Genomic DNA, 19,691 nt, shown 5'->3' on the forward strand with positions numbered 1-19,691 from the left:
ATTTCTTCATAGCTAATCTTAGTATGTTTTATTTAGGAATAATATGATGTTCATACTTCAATAAATATAAATCATACGTTATTGTATCCAAGCATTTTTAACTTATTCCAAATATTTTGGAAATTGGACCCCAAGGTAAAATAACACCAATAGCCATTGTTATTATGATTAAAATAATAGTAATCCAAAAGAATTTATGGCTAGTCTGTTGTTTTTTTCTTTTAGCAATGGAAATTTCCATAAAAGCGATAACAGCTAAACCACATAACATTTTTAAAGTAAGTAGCATATGATTTCCACCTTCACCATTAGAGGCAGCCATAAACTCTTCGATTAATTCCCAAAAACCAGAAATTAATGTTAATAGCATGAATAATCTTAATGCCATATGCAAAGGTTTATAATAAGGTGATGCACCTTGCGTTTTTGAATAATTTAAATAAGTTGCGATAAATAAAATAATTGCTAATACCCAACTTAAAATATGGACATGTAACATGTTTGTCCCCCCATCTTTTTATTTCTAAATCATCATAACATATTTCTAAATATTTGATGATGCCATTACTTCAATTTTTATCAATAATTAAAATAATAAATATTTTGATAAGTATTCAAAAAAGTCTAGAATACAAATAATATCCCAGACTTTTTTAACGAATAGTCATTCGATGACTGAATTAAAAATGTATTAATATCAAGTTTTTGAACAGAAATTTTAAAATAAGCAAATTAAATTCCAACGCTCAACACATAGAATTACACTAAAAATTCTACAGACAAAGCAAGTTAGGGCTTAGGGAGTAACATATTTACTACACTCCCCCCTTTAACTTTTTAAAAAATTGTATAACTCTTAATTTTTAGATATATATGTTGTTAAAGTGCCAATATTATCTATAGTTACTTTGACTTCATCACCTGGTTGTAAAAATTGTGGTGGTTGTAAACCAGCACCCACACCAGCGGGTGTACCAGTTGCAATGATATCGCCTGGATGTAAAGCCACATATTTTGAAATCTTTTCGATGAGTTCATCTATTTTTAAAATCATCTCACCAGTGTTGCCATCTTGTCGAATTTCGTTATTCACTTTTGTTACGATATTTACATTCTCTGGCGCAGGTAATTCGTCTTTGGTTACTATATAAGGGCCCATTGGACATGCCCCAGTTAAACTTTTTGATAAGAATGCTTGATCATGTGAACTTTGCGCAGTACGATCTGTAATATCATTGATAATTGTGTATCCATAAATATAATCTAAAGCTAATCCTCTAGGAATCTTTTCGCCTGATTTTCCAATTACAATTCCAAGTTCGCCTTCATAGTCTAATTGTTCTGTAATATCTTTATGATTAGGAATTGTTGCTTCATCACCAGTTAAAGATGAAGCCGCTTTAGTAAATACGTATAAACTATCAACTTCATGATTTAATTCACTAGCATGATCTTCATAATTTCTACCAAATGCAATCACATTATTTGGAGGTGTCACTGGTGGTAGAAAATCAATATCAGTGAATAAAAGTTTAAATTCCTCATCTCTTCCACTTTCTTCTGCTGCGACAACTGCTTTTCGAACTTGCTCTTGAAAGTCTAAAGTTTGATTTTGCTGTAAACCTGCAATTAAAGTTTTAGGATTAAAGTCTTTGTCCCCAAACTCAGCAAAAACCATTGGTAAATCCCAAACAGCATCTTCACGTTTTACTTTAACACCATATGAAGTTCTGTCATTATGTTTGAATGATAGAAATTTCATTCATAATCAACTCCTCATCTATATCTTATTACATATTATAACTATATCTAAGTTCAAATAACAAATATATAAGTAAGAAAATTAAGAAAGTTTATTTGTAAGCTTAATAACAGACATATATACAGTGAAGCCGTGTTTTCTTGGTTAGGATGAAAACACGGCTTATTGTTTCTCACTTTATCAAAGTAACTTTGAATTTTAATCATCTATTTCTAATGTACCAAATTTGAAAAAATATAAGTAACCCTTTACGGGTCGTTTAAGTATGGTTTCTAAAGTATTTCGATAATACGTCATTTGTATCTGATATTTTTCTTTGAGCTGATTCCCTATTTCTTCATCACTCATACCTTTTCTTCTATTAAAAGCATCTGTTTTGTAATCAACAAAGTAAAATTGTCCGTCACTTTCATATATTAAATCAATCATACCTTGAATAATGGATACATCTTCATCTTCACTTGTAAGTCCATCAACTTTAATTTGATTTACCACAAAAGGTAATTCAGTATAAACATTGTCAGCTTGAGCTATTTCCATATAGAGAGGGCCATCAATGAAATGCATAATCTCATCTATTCTAATATCCTCTTTTGCATCTTCATCAATAAGTTGTTTGTCAATCAATCGATCGATATATTGAAATAATTCGTCTTTTGTTAAACGTTGTTCTCTAAAAGGTAAGTGTTGCATGACTGTATGCATTAAAGTCCCTATTTCATTTGCTTTTCTTTTTTTTGTTTGGGTAAGAAACTTGGGTCTTTCATATGATGCAACACCAATACGATATTGACGTACTCTATCATAATTTGTATTACTTTCTTCAGTTTCTAATTGACGTTTTAACTCTGATACCGACTGTTTAGATGGTTTCATCGTGTTAACTTTAAAAGGATAGTCATAAGAAAGCTGTTGATGAATTTTAATTTTCACATCTTCATTACCAGTATTTATGGCCTTTAATTCTTCGATTGTTCTTATTTCATTATCATTGACTACTTCTTCAGTTGAAACATCCTCATAATGATCAATCACTATTGATACACGTGGCTTCACTTCAGAATTTAATTGATCAATATCTCTTTCAAATCTTTGATCATTTGGCAATGAAGGCGATTGATGCTTAGCCAAAACACCATAAATTAGAACAAATGGATTGGTAGCAGTAAGGCGTTCATTAACTGCTATATGTGTGTCTGAAACAGCTAATTGTTCATATTTAATTAACGACTTTTCATCTTTGACTCTTCCAACTAAAATAAGTTGCTCTTTTGCTCGTGTCAACGCAACATAGATTAAACGCATCTCTTCTGATATAAGTTCTTTTTCATTTATTGCTCTATATGCCACAGAGGCAAGTGAAGGAAAAGCCATATCTTTATTTACATCAAAATAATCCATACCTAAACCATATTGTTGATTTAGAATAACTGGTGCATTCAGGTCACCTTTGTTGAATTTTTTAGATAATCCTGAGTAAATTACAAATGGAAATTCTAATCCTTTACTACTGTGAATCGTCATCATTCTAACCACATTATCGTTAGGACCTACGACATTTTCTTCACCAAAATCTTTTTTACGATCAATAAGCTCATCAATAAAACGAATAAATTGGAATAAACCTCTGAAACTTGAATTTTCAAATTCAACAGCTTTATTAAATAGCCCATACAGATTTGCTCTTCTACCTTTACCTCCAATAAGACCGCTAAAGTACTGAATTACAAAATGATCATTATAAAATTTATCAATTAATTGGTAAACCGGTTGACTTTGACTATAATTTTGATATTTTTGTATATCCTGAATAAAACGATTTAACTTGTCAACCAATCTAGAATCAGCTTTTTCATCAATCATATAATTTTTTATAGATTGATAAAAGTAATCATCATGAGGGCTTACAACTCTTATTTCAGCTAATTCTTCTTCAGTAAATTGATATATTACAGAACGCATCAATCCCACTAAATAAATGTCTTGAAGTGGATTATCTATTGTTCTTAAAAATGAAAGCACAAGACGTACTTCAGTTTGCTCAAAATACCCTTCCTTACTATTTACGTGAAAAGGGATATCATTATTTTTAAAAGCTTGTTGAAGATTACGAGCTTGACCAAAACTTCGCTCTAAAATTACGATATCTTTATATGTTGCTTTTCTGTATTGACCTGTTTTCATATCGTATACGTTTTGATGATTAATAATATCTTTAACTTGTTCAACAATGTAATTCGCTTCTTGTTCACTTCCAGTTAAGTCACTATTTTCTGAACTTGCCTCAACAAGTGCTCGTAATTGAACAGGATGTGAAACTTCGTCATATGGTGCACCAAAATACAATTGCGCTGCATCATCATATGAAATTTCTCCTACTTGTTCATCCATCATATGTTTGAACAAGTAATTGGTTGTAGATAACACTTCCTGTCTCGAACGAAAGTTTTGCGATAAGTCAATGCGCAAGCCACTTTCATTTCCACTACTAGAAAAGCGATTATATTTTTCAATAAATAAACTAGGATCAGCTTGTCTAAATTTATAAATAGACTGCTTCACATCCCCAACCATGAACAAGTTACCATCGTGTTCTTCACCAGTTTTAATACAAGATAATATTTTTTCTTGCACTCTATTAGTATCTTGATACTCATCAACTAGGATTTCTTTAAAATGTTCACGATACGTTTCAGCGATACGCGAAGGTGAGCCATCTTCGTTAGTAAGAATGCGTAATGCAAAATGTTCATAATCTGAAAAATCCAAAATATTACGACTTCGTTTTTGAACACCAAATGATTGAATCACATCTTGAACTATTTGAGCTAAATAAGCCACTCGAGGTGCGAGTTGTTGCATATCTCTTTGCAAATCTTCTGCATTTCTAGAAAAATAATCATTCTTTACTTTCATAACTAAAGATTTATATTTATCATAATGTTGTTTTGCTTCATTTAAAGCATCTTCCATGCCTTCATTTGCTTCTTTTATCTTGCTATTTATTGCCGGAAAACGACTCATAAATTCATGTTGCGTGATAACATCTGTATTTAATACTTTACCTTCAATAGCTTTAGTAATAAACATGCGTTCGGTTTCAATAACTTCAAGCTGCTTATCAACACTTTCCATCATTGAGAATAAGTCATAACTTTTTTGTAATTCCTCATATCCTGCTTTCATAAAAATCATTGCTAAATCATTGATAAGCTGCATTAATTGTTGCTGTTTATTTTCTTCTTTGTATGGTTGCGCTAATTGATTGAGCCATTCAAATGGTTGAGGATTAGCAATACTGAAAAAATATAACTGCTTAATAATACTTCTAAATTGATCATCATTCCTATCTGATGATAGTTGTTCGGTTAATTCTATAAAGTGAGGATCTAATTTATCATAGTGTTGTTCTAAAACATCATCAATAGTTTGTTCTAATAATAATATATTTTCCGCTTCACTACTTGTTCTAAAATGAGGATCGATATCTAATACATCATAATGCTGCTGAATCAATTTCAAACAGAAACTGTGTAAAGTAGAAATCTGTGCTTGATGAATTTTGATTCGCTGATTCTTTAAATGTTCATTGTTAGGATCCTTAAAAGATGCTTCTTGTATACGTTTATCAACTCGATGCTTCATCTCACGTGCGCTTAAATTCGTAAATGTTACAACTAGTAACCGATCTACATCTACATCATCTCTTAGTATACGTTGTATAATACGCTCAACTAGAACGGCTGTTTTACCGGAACCTGCTGCAGCAGCAACAAGTATGTCCTGTCCTTTCGCATAAATACTTTGCCATTGTGCATCTGTCCAAATCACATCATGAGGTTTAGTTGGAATCATGTCTTTCACCACCTTCATTTCTTAATTGTTGAATTAAATCTAATGGTTTTATCGATTCATCTACTGTTCTATAACGCTTACTATCTATTAATCCGTCTACATGACAAACTGATTTATAATTACAAAATTGACAAGGTAATACTTGTTTGTACTTCAAGGGTGCCACTTCCGTATGTCCATCCATAATGTGGCTGGCTGTCTCGATAAAATTCTTCTTATTATGTTCTATTAATTGATAAATGATGTTTTCATCAGCTACTTTACTACTACGTTGATTTATAGCGCCTTTAGCTGTTAATGCTATTGGAACAATATCCGAATTATACTTTGGTTCAAGTCTAATATCTAAAGCGTCTAACACTTCTTGGTCACGATTAAGCAAACCACTCATTTTAAAGTTTTTGATATAGTCTTTTTGAAATTGGTCTTCATCTATATCTGCCCAACTTTTAAATTTAATACGCGGTTCATGGACATGGAAATAAAGTAGACCCCCTGGTTTCACAATATCTGTAAGACCTAAACGCTCCTTGTTTTGTAATACAATATCCATGTAGGTCATCATTTGCATTTGCAAACCATAATAAACTTTTGTTAAATCGAGTGTTGCACTACTTTCTGAAGATTTATAATCAATGATATTGACATAACTATGATCACCTTTTGTATATGTATCAATACGATCGATTTGACCTCTTATATTAATCGGAATTCCCTGATTGGTAATCAGTGGTTGTGCAACAAGTTCACCTTTGTTTTTAGGTGATTTTCTAAATCCTGTTTCAAATCGTTGAGGTACAAATTTAGAGTACTCCCCTTGATATTTAAGTGCCTTTAAAGTTGTTTCAACGATTGATCCAATCTTTTTAGATAAATATTTATAATACGCAGACGAATTTAACAAATTAAACTGTACTTTAGGTAAAATAAGCTCTAATGCTTCTTTAGTAAGTGATTGAATATTCTTTGTATCTAAATTCTTGAAGTCACCATAAATTCGATCGGAAATGTATTTTAAAACTGAATGAAAAATATCTCCTAAGTCAAAATTTTGTAATTCATATTTAGTGCGTTCATTTAATCTTAAACCATGCGAGGCATAATGTTTAAAAGGACATTGTTGATAACCTTCAAAACGAGACACACTAGCGTTGATAGTTTTACCATAAAGTTGTTGTGATAAAATTTCATTTAATTGGACAGTCTCGTTATCATATTTCAATGACGTAGTAAGATAATCTAAACCTTGATTTAATTGATCATCGTCTCGAATAGCTAAATATGCATCCAACCAACGATAATCGATGTCTTCATGGTCTAACCAACCTCTTAAATATTCAAAAAGCTGAATTTTAGTTTGATGTGAATGTTGCATCATTAATAATGGTTGCGCTTTATGTAAATCTTGTAGATTGGTGATTTCTAAATCATAAAATAATTCTTTAATTTGCGTTAAAAAAGGACTAATTTCCTTCTCATCTCCAGAATTCCCCATTAAACTATATGAAAAAGTAACGCTTTGTTGACTCCTTGTCATAGCGATGTAACATACAAACGCTTCATCCATTTGCAGTATATCTGAAGTTGGACTTAACTCAACATGTGCATTGTCCTCAACATATTTCTTCTCTTCATCTGTAATCAAACTTGATGAAGATACAGTCTGTGGTAATATACCATCATTCATCCCAACCATATAAATATGTTTTTTATTATCAACTTTCGCTAAATCCATTGTACCGATACTAACTTGATCCAAAGTTTGAGGTATCATAACAAACTCTAATTGCTCTAAACCTATATCAAAAACATCTAAAAATTGTTGAAGTGTCATTTCCTGATCATCAAATACAGTAACTAAATCATCTAAAATTTGTATTAAACCATTCCATACTTGGTCAATTTCTTCGGCTTTTTCTGTTAGACCCGCTAACTCTAATTCATCACGTTGAGTCATTAACTGACTCGGTAGTTCAAAATACTCCAAACTTTCATAAAATGACGTAGCATAATCTTTAACAGTATGCGCTTCATTCATAGCTTGCTCGAAATATAACACTTTATTTATAACATTCTTTTTAAGTTTAATTACTTCTTTGTATAATGCTTGATGTCCTTCAGTTAGTTGATGTGATTTACGTCCCATTCTACTAAACTGATCAATACTAAAGATATCTTCATCTAACCAACGTTTACCATAAATACCACGTTCTAAAACGAAATTCTCCAGTAAATCAATTAAATAGCTACTTCTTTTAAATTGAGACGTTAAAACATTCGTTTTAAATAATCGTAACATTGCATTAATATGCCAATTTGAACGTATAACTTCCAATAAAGAACGTAACATTTCCATGATAGGATGATGTGTCATAGACTTTTTAGTATCAATGTTAAATGGTATATCATATGAAGGAAGTATTGACTCGAATAGATATGCATACGATTCATCACGGTATAATATAGCAATGTCCCTGAATTTATAATCTGCTTCTCTGACATCTTTTAAAATACGTCGAGCTACTTCATTTATTTCTTCTCTCATGCTTGAAGATTCAAATATTTTAACATGATTTTGATGATGTTTAGGCGTAAATTGTAATGCATCAAACCCATTTTCAAGATTCTTTAAATCATCATTGTTATAGCGATAAAATGTATTAAAATATGTTTTATTTAGATTTATATTTAAACGATTAGCGATATCCTCCAAATGTGATAAAACTTCAGATGGCTTTCTAAATAAACTAAATGGATGATGGCTGCCATCGGTCGTTAATAATACAGTCACCTGTTTGGCGTGTTGAACAAGTGCTTCTATAATTCTATATTCCAATGTAGAAAAATTATGGAATCCATCAATAAATACTTCAGCCTTTTTTATCCACTGAGATTGAGATAGTATTTCAATGAATTGTTGCAAACTATCCTCTGTTGTTATAAATTCACCATTCATTCGTGATTCTAATTGTTTATAAATAAGAGAAATATCTTCTAATTTATGTTTTGTTCTCGTTTGTATTGAATGATTTTCTATCAATTGATCTAAGTGTTCAGGAGTGACATTATATTTTTTAAAATCTTGAATTTGCTCAGCTAACTTTTCGCTTAAACCATAGTATTGAGCTTGTGAACCATACAATTTCAAATCAGACTCATGTTGTTGAACAATATGGAAAATCATCATTTCTAAAGCAGCCTTAGATAATCGTTGCTCTGTCAAACCACCAACTTCTTGAAAAACACGATGACTCAATCTTTCAAAGTGAAGTACTTCAGTTCTCAAACTACCATGAAGTTCGGAATCATTTACAAATGCTTGCTCTAATTGAAAAGTACTCTGAGTAGGTGCAATTAATACTATAGGATCACCCAGCGGGTCTTGCTTCATTTTATTTTTTATTTGATTAAGCATGGCTGTTGACTTTCCTGTACCTGCTCGACCAATATATGTATTAAATTCCATAACATTCCCTCACTCCTTTATTATTAATCATATCACACAGGTGTATTTTCTAAGAAAAACAAAAAGGAGATTTCTATTTTTTAAAACGCATGAATAGAAATCTCCAAAGTTGATTGTTATTTAATTTTTAGTGTTATTTGGATTGAAGTTAGATTTAAATTCACTGAAAGGCCAATATCTGAGCGATACCTTTCCAACAATTTGGTCTTTGTCAATTAAACCGAATGAACGACTATCTTTACTTACCTCACGGTTATCCCCCAAAACTAAATATTTACCTTTAGGAATAACATTAGATTGAGGATTAGCATTTGGTAAATTTTTTGTTTTGAAACTACCTGTGATATACTCAGTTTGCTTACGTTTCTCATTATAGTTCAAGTATGGTTCTGATTGTTTTTTACCATTAACATAGAGTGTATCATTTTTATATTCAACACTATCTCCTGGAGTTCCAATAACTCTTTTAACATAATCATCTTTTTTATTAGCATGAAATACAATGACATTTCCTTTTTCAACGCCACCTAATTTATAGCCAATAATATTTACCACTACACGCTCCCCATCTTTTAATGTAGGATCCATTGAATCACCTTTAATAGAATATGATTTTCCGACAAATTTAGTGATTATGGCAATAAGTGCAATGGCAACGGCTATGGCAACAATCCACTCTAAAATTTCTTTTTTCAAAGTCTACACCTCTTCTGGTTATTTAAATTGATAGTTAAATTCTTTAAATGGATAATATTTTAAACTGACATCTCCAATGATATCTTTCTTATCTATTAAACCATAGGTTCTTGAATCAGAATGTTTGTTATTATTATCATTTAAAACAAAAAATGCTCCCGGTGGAATCGTATCACCATCAGAATTCTTAATTTCTCTTAATGTAATGTCTTTAATATGCCTATCTTTCATATATGGTTCATTTACTTGTCTATCATCGATATTAATACGCTGTAATTTAATACTCACAGACTCCCCAGGCTTTCCTATAATTCTGCTAAAATAGGTTTGGTTATTATGCCTGTACATGATTATATCACCACGTTGAATAAGGTCAAACGTGACTTTAATTTTATTAACTATTACTCTATCTCCCGTTTGCAAGGTAGGTGTCATGCTATTATTTGATATCACAGCGCCTACGATTATAAATGATTGAATGAATATTACAATAATAATTGCAAAAGTGAAGGAAATCAAATATTTAATCAAATGTTTCATGTTTTACTCCTTGGTAGAACCCATAAAATGCTTTTCTACCTTTTTGCTAATAAACCATAATACTACGAGTAACACAATCATAATAAGCGATCTTAATGGATTAGTAAATATGGTGAAAATTTCTTTTCCCATTACTCCTAGAATAGTAATTGAAATCAACTTAGAAATAACTAATACAAAAAAATAATATTTTATTTTGATGTGAGATAAGCTCGCAATAATATTTATTAATGTATTGGGTGTAAATGGAAAGCATAATAATACGAATAAAGGGATAAGCCCTTGTCTATCTATGAAGCTAATTAGCCTTTGAACAGACTTTCTACTTTTTAATTTTTTCATTCTTATTGTATTCACAAATTTCTTACAGATAAGAAAGACAGTAAAAGTACCTGAGACGATACCTAGCCAACTGATAATTATACCTGGAAACAATCCATACGCATGTATTAATAGCACGACGTACAAAGTGAGAGGCAACACAGGTACAATGGCTCTTAAATAAAGCATAATGAACCCAGGAATATATCCGAATTGTCGAAATGCGTCAAACCATTCTTCTAACTGAGAAAGCGACAATACATCAAATCCTTTCTTAGGGTTGTATTACTTATTCATTATAGTTGTAAATGATATTTTTTGAAACATTAAAATTAGGTCAACAACATAAATCAGACTTAGGTAGGAATTAATAAATCTATATATTGATATCTAATTCATCAATTTTATTATTCCATTCTTTATCGAAACTCTAATGAATTGAAAATTTAATATTTCCTATCTGAATTTGACTTCTTATTAATCTGACGTTAATCAATTTTCATTTACTCTTATTAATACACATAATAAAAATGAGCCTAGATAATCCTAGGCTCATTTTTAAGTTCAACTTAAAATTATAAACGATTTTCTAATTCTTTTTTCTTATCTTCAAAGCCTGGTTTACCTAATAGCGCAAACATATTTTGTTTATAGGCTTCAACTCCAGGTTGATTAAATGGATTAACACCTAATTGATATCCACTCATTGCACAAGCTAATTCAAAGAAATAAACAACATATCCAAATGTTTCTTCATCTAACTGAGGAATATTTACAACGATATTTGGAACGCCACCATCGGTATGTGCAAGTAATGTACCTTCAAATGCTTTAGTATTCACTTCATCGATTGATTTGCCAGCAAGATAGTTCAGTCCGTCTAAATCATCTGCATCCTCTTCAATTTTGATATCATGTTTTGGATGGTTGACCTTAACCACTGTCTCGAATAAGAAACGACGGCCCTCTTGAACATATTGTCCTAAGGAATGTAAATCAGTTGTGTAATTCGCACTTGATGGATAAATACCTTTGAAATCTTTCCCTTCTGATTCACCGTATAATTGTTTCCACCATTCGTTGAAATACTGCATAGAGGGTTCGTAATTAATTAACATTTCAGTAGTATAACCTTTGCTGTATAAAATATTTCGAATAGTTGCATATTGATATGCGATATTTTGATCTAAATCATCAGAAGATAACTCTTCACGTGCCTTAGCCGCACCAATCATGATTGATTCAATATTGATACCTGCAGTTGCAATTGGTAGTAATCCTACAGCTGTAAGAACAGAATAACGACCTCCCACATCATCAGGTACAACAAACGTCTCATAACCCTCATTGTCTGCTAATTGTTTAAGTGCACCTTTAGATTTATCTGTCGTTGCAAAAATACGTTTCTTAGCTTCATCTTTTCCATATTTTTCTTCAACCAATTGTTTAAATAATCTAAATGCAACTGCTGGTTCTGTCGTAGTACCTGATTTTGAAATAACGTTAACTGAAAAATCTTTTCCTTGTAAATAATCAAGTAATTCTTTTGTATAACTTGAGGATAAATGATTACCTACAAATACAATTTCAGGGTATTCCGTATTTGTTCTAAATGAAGATGTAAGCATCTCGATTGCAGCACGTGCACCTAAGTATGAACCTCCAATACCGATAACAACAAGTACATCGGAATTTGATTTGATACGTTTAGATGCTTCGACGATTCTAGAAAATTCTTCTTTATCATAATCAACAGGTAAATCTAACCAACCTAAAAAGTCATTACCTGCTCCTGTACCTTTATGAATAGTTTGATGGATAGTTTTAACAATATCCTTTTGCTGATCTAGTTCATGCTTATCAAAAAATTCTAAAGTTTTGCCATAGTCTAATTGAATGTGAGTCATCTTATTGCCTCCTGTTATAAGTACTTATACTAATTCTACTAAGTTTAGATGCGCTATTCAATTCTCAAGGCTAACTTATCACAGGAAAATTATTTTTTATGTAACCTTTCATTCATAAAAAAAGTTATTTTTAATATCAAAGGTCACACCACCACTTTAGATATACAATTTACAGAAATTTTAAAATATATATAAAAGCTTTTATAACAGTATTTCAAACAAAATATCTAAATATAATCAGATTTAAAAATGAATATTTATGTAAAATAATGGTTTTATTTTCATTATCAATCTGATATGATAGATGCATATTAATAATCATAAAAAATTATTTGAGGTGTAAATATGAAAGATAAAATCGTTTTAGCATATTCAGGTGGTTTAGATACAAGCGTTGCAGTTCAATGGCTTATTGATAAAGGATATGATGTAGTTGCTTGTTGTCTTGACGTAGGCGAAGGCAAAGATTTAGACGTTGTATATCAAAAAGCTTTAGATATGGGTGCAGTCGAATGTCATATTATTGATGCAACTAAAGAATTTAGTGATGATTATGTAAGTTATGCTATTAAAGGAAATTTAATGTATGAAAATGCATATCCTCTAGTTTCAGCATTATCACGTCCACTCATCGCGAAAAAACTGGTTGAAATTGCTGAAAAAACAAATTCTATTGGTATTGCGCATGGATGTACTGGTAAAGGTAATGATCAAGTACGTTTCGAAGTGGCAATCAAAGCTTTAAATCCTAAGTTAAAAGCATTTGCACCTGTTCGTGAATGGGCTTGGAGCAGAGAAGAAGAAATTGATTACGCAATCAAACATAATATTCCTGTTTCAATCAATTATGACTCGCCATACTCAATTGACCAAAACTTATGGGGGAGAGCTAATGAATGTGGTATTTTAGAAGATCCGTATGCCGCACCTCCGGAAGATGCATTTGATTTAACTACACCTTTAGAAGAAACTCCAGACAATGCAGACGAAATTATCCTTACATTTAAACAAGGTATTCCAGTACAAGTTGATGGCAAAGATTATCAATTAGATGACCTTATTCTTTACTTGAATCAACTTGCTGGCAAACACGGTATTGGTAGAATCGATCATGTTGAAAACAGAATGGTCGGGATAAAATCGAGAGAGATTTATGAAACACCTGGTGCGGAAGTTATTTTAAAAGCACACAAAGCACTAGAAACAATTACATTAACTAAAGACGTAGCGCACTTTAAGCCTGTCATTGAAAAACAATTTTCAGAACAAATATACAATGGTTTGTGGTTCTCGCCATTAACAGATAGTTTAAAACTCTTTATCGATAGTACTCAACAATATGTTGAGGGAGATGTGAGAATTAAATTATTTAAAGGGAACGCTATTGTCAATGGCAGACAATCTCCTTACACTTTATACGATGAAAAATTAGCTACTTATACAAAAGAAGATGCCTTCAATCAAGAATCAGCAGTAGGTTTCATTGATATTTATGGTTTACCTACACAAGTTAATGCATTACTTCACGGGGGGTATAGTAATGAGCAATAAAGCTTGGGGTGGCAGATTTGAAACTCAACCCGAAGAATGGGTTGATGATTTCAATGCGTCAATTGATTTTGATAAAAATTTAATTAAACAAGATGTTCAAGGTAGTATTGCACATGCAACTATGCTCGCTAAACAACATATTATTACAGATGATGAAGCTCAATCCATCATTAATGAGCTTAAAAATATTCAAAGTGACTTTGAAGAAGGTAAACTTAAATTTAAAGCTTCTCTCGAAGATATTCATCTTAATATTGAGCACGAGCTTATTCAACGTATTGGCGAAGCTGGTGGAAAACTGCATACTGGTCGTAGCCGTAATGATCAAGTTGCCACAGATATGCATTTGTATACTAAAGAACAAGTTCAATACATTATTGAACTTATAGCGTCGTTTCAAGAAACAATTGTTCAATTAGCAGACCAGCACGTTGACACAATTATGCCTGGATACACGCATTTACAACGTGCACAACCCATCTCGTTCGCACATCATATTATGACTTACTTTTGGATGTTAGAAAGAGATAAAGGTAGATTCATGGATAGTCTTAAACGTATAGATATCTCACCATTAGGTGCTGCAGCTTTAAGTGGAACTACACACCCTATAGATAGACATCTGACTCAAGAACTTCTAGGATTTGCAAATCTGTATGAAAATAGTTTAGATGCTGTCAGTGATCGTGACTATATCGTTGAAACATTGCATCATATTTCACTCACTATGGTACATCTATCACGTTTTGCAGAAGAAATCATTTTTTGGTCGACTGATGAGGCAAAATTTATCACTTTATCAGATGCGTTTTCTACTGGCTCATCTATTATGCCACAAAAGAAAAACCCTGATATGGCTGAACTAATAAGAGGAAAAGTCGGACGTACTACAGGACACTTGATGAGTATGTTAGTAACACTTAAAGGCTTACCCTTAGCTTATAATAAAGACATGCAAGAAGATAAAGAAGGTTTATTTGATGCTGTACACACACTTAAAGGCTCTCTTCGAATCTTCGAAGGTATGGTTGCATCTATGAAAGTTAATTCAAACCGTTTAAGTCAAACAGTAAAAAATGATTTTTCAAATGCAACAGAATTAGCAGACTATTTAGTCAGTAAAAGTGTACCTTTTAGAACCGCTCATGAAATCGTTGGTAAAATCGTATTAAATTGTATTCATAAAGGTATATACCTATTAGACGTACCTTTAAGCGAATATCAAGAACATCATGAGAATATTGAGGAAGATATATATGATTATTTAACACCTGAAAATTGTCTCAAGCGTCGCCAAAGCTATGGTTCAACTGGTCAAGAATCAGTAAAACATCAACTAAAAGTCGCAAAAGCATTATTAAAAGACAACGAATCAAAATAGTTATTAAAAATAATAGCCATCTAAAATTACAAAAATTTAATTTTGTATTAAGTTATCAAAGTTTATATAAAAAAAATGTAAAATTCCCTTTCATCCTTTCAAATTGATGTACGTTTAAGTAGACATACTATTTTTGAAAGGATGTTTTTATGTTTAAATCTAAGAAAATAATCATTTCAACTTTATCTACCGTTACACTGGGTTTAGCTAGTTTAAGTTCCCCTTCGATAGCTGAAACTTCGAACCACTCTCCAGCACCAAACCAATCAGAGAAATCGATACAACAACAAACAAATATTCCATCTAATATGAATCAATCATCAGCTAAAACATTTAAACGACAAGCTGAATCAGACTCAGTAAGTGGTAAAACAAACGATACTCATAATCATTGGACTAAAAATTTAACTGGAGAGAAATTTACAACCATTGCACATCGTGGCGCAAGTGGTTACGCCCCAGAACATACTTTTGAAGCATATGATAAAAGTCATAATGAATTAGGAGCATCTTACATAGAAATCGATTTACAACGTACTAAAGATGGTCACTTGGTTGCTATGCATGACGAAAAGGTCAATCGTACAACTAATGGCCATGGACGTGTCGACCAACTTACTTTAAAAGAGTTAAAACAACTTGATGCAGGAAGCTGGTTTAATCGAAAGCACCCTGAATATGCCAAAAATAAATATAAAAATGCTAAAGTTCCTACTTTAGACGAAATTTTAAATCGCTATGGCAAAAATGCAAACTATTATATTGAAACTAAATCGCCAGATGTTTATCCTGGCATGGAAAAACAATTATTAGATACATTAGATAAACATGACTTGTTAACACAAAAATCACTTAAACATGGACATGTGATGATCCAATCATTTTCAGGGAGTAGTTTAGAAAAGGTACATCACATGAACGCCAATATACCACTTATTAGACTAATGAATAAATTTGAACTTAAAAAAGCTACTAATCAAGATTTAAAAAATATTAAATCTTATGCCATTGGAGTAGGTCCTGAATACACAGATTTAAATATTAAGAACACAAGACATTTAAAAAATTTAGGATTTTTAGTTCATCCTTATACAGTTGATGATGAAAATCAAATGAGAAACTTAAATCAATATGGTGTTGATGGTGTATTCACTAATTTTGCTGATAGATATAAAAAAGTTTCAGAAACACAACAATAAAATATTAGCGTTGAGTTGAACTGACTTCATATTGATTTTATCGTCGCATTTTACTTACAAACATTTGAGAAAGTATTACTTTTAACATTAACTCACAATTAATAAAATTATCAATTGCATAAACATGATAGAAACCCTAAGACTATCATCTGATGTCTTAGGGTTTCTATCATATACTTATAATATTTTTCTTATGCCCAACCTCTATATCTTGCTGCTTCAGCAGTACGTTTAATACCTACTATATATGCTGCTAATCTCATATCAATTTTTCTATTTTGTGACAATTCATAAATCGTATCAAATGCTGTTACTAACTTCTCACGTAGTTTGTCATTGACTTCTTCTTCAGTCCAATAATAACCTTGATTATTTTGTACCCACTCGAAATAAGATACAGTCACACCTCCTGCACTTGCAAGTACATCCGGCACTAGTAATATATCTCTTTCTGTTAAAATACGTGTTGCTTCAGGCGTCGTAGGGCCATTAGCAGCTTCAACTACAATGCTTGCTTTAATATCGTGCGCATTATCTTCAGTGATTTGATTGGAAATTGCAGCAGGAACAAGGATGTCACAATCCAATTCGAATAATTCTTTGTTAGAAATTGTATCTTCGAATAGATTTGTAACTGTACCGAAGCTATCACGTCGATCTAATAAATAATCTATATCAAGTCCATTAGGGTCATGTAAGGCTCCATATGCATCACTTATACCAACTACTTTAGCACCTAAATCGTATAAGAATTTAGCTAAGAAACTACCTGCATTGCCGAAACCTTGAATCACAATTTTGGCATCTTTAATATCCATGCCACGACGTTTTGCCGCTTGTTCAATTGCAATGACTACACCTAAAGCTGTAGAGCGATCACGTCCTTGAGATCCACCTAATACAATAGGTTTGCCTGTTATAAAACCTGGCGAATTAAATTTATCTAATGCACTATACTCATCCATCATCCAAGCCATAATTTGAGAGTTTGTAAAAACGTCTGGTGCTGGAATATCTTTGTTAGGCCCAACAAATTGAGATATAGCTCTTACATACCCTCGAGATAGACGCTCAACTTCGTGTATACTCATTTGACGTGGATCACAAACAATACCGCCTTTACCCCCACCATAAGGTAAATTAACAATGCCACATTTTAAAGTCATCCACATTGATAATGCCTTCACTTCTTCTTCATCAACTTCTGGATGGAAACGAACGCCACCTTTAGTAGGGCCAACTGCATCATTATGTTGTGCACGGTATCCAGTAAATGTTTTAACTGTCCCATCGTCCATTCGTACTGGAATGCGCACTTGTAAAAATCTAATTGGTTCTTTTATAAGGTCATACATACCATCATCAAAGCCCAACTTGTGTAATGCTTCTTTAATAATCCCTTGAGTGGAAGTTACTAAATTATTATTCTCAGTCATGATCCTATTCGCCTCTTTTTACTAAATGATTTCGCTTTCATTCGTAATTGTAACACAATTGAAAGCATTTTAAAGATTTTCTAAACTAATTGTTACAACTATTTGAACCTATGCAAATACACTCTTAATCTTCTCTAAAGCCATGTCTAACTCTTCTTTCGTTATCACTAATGGAGGTGCAAATCTAATAACGGTGTCGTGAGTTTCTTTACATAATAATCCTTGTTCTTTCAAAGCTTCACAATATGGTCTGGCACTTTCATGTAATTCAATACCGATAAATAATCCTCGTCCCCTAACTTCTTTAATAGATGGATGCTCAATTTTTTTCAATTCAGACTTAAAATATTCTCCTAATTCTAATGAACGACCAGGTAAATCCTCGTCAATAATGACATCTATAGCTGCAATAGAAACTGCACTCGCTAGTGGATTTCCACCAAATGTAGAACCATGTGAGCCAGGAGTAAATACATCTAATACCTCATTATCTGCAAGAACTACCGAGATAGGAAATACCCCTCCACCTAACGCTTTTCCTAAAATATAAACATCCGGTTTTACATGATCCCAATCCGTTGCAAATAATTTTCCTGAACGTCCTAATCCTGCTTGAATTTCATCAGCAATAAATAAAATTTGATGTTCATCACATAATTCTCTAATTGTTTTCAAATATCCTTCTGGTGGTACGTTAATCCCTGCTTCTCCCTGTATAGGTTCTACTAAAATTGCTGCTGTATTTTTATTAATTGCTGCTTTTAATTGATTAACGTCACCAAACTCAACTTTTCGAAAGCCATCTAACAATGGACCATAGCCTCGTTGATACTCAGCTTCTGAAGACAATGATACTGGTGCCATCGTACGTCCATGGAAATTACCATTAAAAGCGATAATTTCAGCTTTGTTCGGCTCAATACCCTTAACATCATAAGCCCAACGACGAGCAGCTTTTAAAGCTGTTTCAACCGCCTCTGCTCCCGTATTCATAGGCAATGCTTTGTCTTTACCTGCGAGTTTACATATTTTCTCATACCATTGACCCAAATTATCACTATGAAAAGCACGTGATACTAAAGTGACTTTATCTGCTTGATCTTTCAATGCTTGAATAATTCTTGGGTGTCGATGACCTTGATTCACTGCCGAGTAGGCCGAAAGCATATCCATATACGTGTTACCTTCCGGATCTTTCACCCATACACCCTCTGCTTCAGAAATAACAATTGGAAGTGGAACGTAGTTATGCGCCCCATAGTGATTTGTTAAGTTAATAATTTTTTCAGATTGAGTCATAAAATCTCCCCTTCGTTTTCGAATAAAAACTTATTAACAATATCATAACTGATTTCTATCGACTCTCAAACTTATTTTTTAATATAACAATAAAATGAATCAATATCGTCATAATCGAAAAATTGAATTGTATGAAACAGACTAAATATTGATGCAAAACATATATGTAAGCCCTTACATTTATAATGACATAACGACTCTATCATTGACAAGTTATATCGCTAATAAACAATTAATTTCAATAAAATAAAACATACTAAGATTAGCTATGAAGAAAT

The 19,691-nt window shown here is 32.0% G+C and carries 13 protein-coding genes; 3 read left to right on the plus strand and 10 right to left on the minus strand.

What is annotated here, in order from left to right; translation table 11 throughout:
• Nucleotides 1-97 precede the first annotated feature (97 nt).
• The 8 genes from HMPREF2576_RS02200 to HMPREF2576_RS02235 all read right to left on the minus strand — a co-directional run bounded on the left by HMPREF2576_RS02200 (nucleotide 98) and on the right by HMPREF2576_RS02235 (nucleotide 12,547).
• On the minus strand, nucleotides 98-499 hold the full coding sequence (locus HMPREF2576_RS02200) for a YisL family protein (protein ID WP_001831989.1): 402 nt from the start codon (nucleotides 497-499) through the stop codon (nucleotides 98-100).
• A gap of 357 nt (nucleotides 500-856) precedes the next feature.
• On the minus strand, nucleotides 857-1,762 hold the full coding sequence (locus HMPREF2576_RS02205; RefSeq protein WP_001831933.1) for a fumarylacetoacetate hydrolase family protein: 906 nt from the start codon (nucleotides 1,760-1,762) through the stop codon (nucleotides 857-859).
• 198 nt (nucleotides 1,763-1,960) lie between these two features.
• Complete coding sequence (gene addA, locus HMPREF2576_RS02210) at nucleotides 1,961-5,617, minus strand: helicase-exonuclease AddAB subunit AddA (protein WP_002486063.1); 3,657 nt, start codon at nucleotides 5,615-5,617, stop codon at nucleotides 1,961-1,963.
• Entirely contained in the window at nucleotides 5,604-9,083 is a 3,480-nt protein-coding gene (addB, locus tag HMPREF2576_RS02215) for a helicase-exonuclease AddAB subunit AddB (RefSeq protein WP_070856462.1), read from the minus strand. The genes addA and addB overlap by 14 nt, the downstream gene beginning before the upstream one ends.
• Before the next feature lie 120 nt (nucleotides 9,084-9,203).
• The gene (gene lepB / locus HMPREF2576_RS02220) at nucleotides 9,204-9,779 is read right to left on the minus strand and encodes a signal peptidase I (protein WP_001831955.1); all 576 of its coding nucleotides are present in this window, start codon (nucleotides 9,777-9,779) and stop codon (nucleotides 9,204-9,206) included.
• A gap of 18 nt (nucleotides 9,780-9,797) precedes the next feature.
• The gene (gene lepB / locus HMPREF2576_RS02225) at nucleotides 9,798-10,319 is read right to left on the minus strand and encodes a signal peptidase I (protein ID WP_002439073.1); all 522 of its coding nucleotides are present in this window, start codon (nucleotides 10,317-10,319) and stop codon (nucleotides 9,798-9,800) included.
• A gap of 3 nt (nucleotides 10,320-10,322) precedes the next feature.
• Entirely contained in the window at nucleotides 10,323-10,898 is a 576-nt protein-coding gene (locus HMPREF2576_RS02230; RefSeq protein ID WP_049319026.1) for a TVP38/TMEM64 family protein, read from the minus strand.
• A gap of 317 nt (nucleotides 10,899-11,215) precedes the next feature.
• Nucleotides 11,216-12,547 (minus strand): glucose-6-phosphate isomerase, encoded by a 1,332-nt coding sequence (locus tag HMPREF2576_RS02235; RefSeq protein WP_001831993.1) that lies wholly within the window; start codon nucleotides 12,545-12,547, stop codon nucleotides 11,216-11,218.
• 345 nt (nucleotides 12,548-12,892) lie between these two features.
• On the opposite strand from HMPREF2576_RS02235, the gene HMPREF2576_RS02240 reads away from it, so the two are divergent.
• From HMPREF2576_RS02240 to HMPREF2576_RS02250, 3 genes are all read left to right on the plus strand, one after another.
• Complete coding sequence (locus HMPREF2576_RS02240; RefSeq protein WP_001832499.1) at nucleotides 12,893-14,098, plus strand: argininosuccinate synthase; 1,206 nt, start codon at nucleotides 12,893-12,895, stop codon at nucleotides 14,096-14,098.
• Nucleotides 14,088-15,479, plus strand: a complete 1,392-nt coding sequence (argH, locus tag HMPREF2576_RS02245; RefSeq protein WP_001831901.1) for an argininosuccinate lyase — start codon at nucleotides 14,088-14,090, stop codon at nucleotides 15,477-15,479. The genes HMPREF2576_RS02240 and argH overlap by 11 nt, the downstream gene beginning before the upstream one ends.
• 149 nt (nucleotides 15,480-15,628) lie before the next feature.
• Complete coding sequence (locus HMPREF2576_RS02250) at nucleotides 15,629-16,678, plus strand: glycerophosphodiester phosphodiesterase (RefSeq protein ID WP_002467855.1); 1,050 nt, start codon at nucleotides 15,629-15,631, stop codon at nucleotides 16,676-16,678.
• 191 nt (nucleotides 16,679-16,869) lie between these two features.
• On the opposite strand, the gene HMPREF2576_RS02255 is transcribed toward HMPREF2576_RS02250, so the two are convergent.
• Together HMPREF2576_RS02255 and HMPREF2576_RS02260 are read right to left on the minus strand one after the other, a co-directional pair.
• Nucleotides 16,870-18,114, minus strand: a complete 1,245-nt coding sequence (locus HMPREF2576_RS02255) for a Glu/Leu/Phe/Val family dehydrogenase (protein ID WP_001831995.1) — start codon at nucleotides 18,112-18,114, stop codon at nucleotides 16,870-16,872.
• 108 nt (nucleotides 18,115-18,222) lie between these two features.
• Nucleotides 18,223-19,413 carry an ornithine--oxo-acid transaminase gene (locus tag HMPREF2576_RS02260; RefSeq protein WP_002467857.1) on the minus strand — a complete coding sequence of 397 codons (1,191 nt, stop codon included), beginning with the start codon at nucleotides 19,411-19,413 and terminating at the stop codon, nucleotides 18,223-18,225.
• Nucleotides 19,414-19,691 lie beyond the last annotated feature (278 nt).

It is taken from the genome of Staphylococcus sp. HMSC063F05 (assembly GCF_001837075.1).
GTDB classification, from domain to species: domain Bacteria; phylum Bacillota; class Bacilli; order Staphylococcales; family Staphylococcaceae; genus Staphylococcus; species Staphylococcus epidermidis.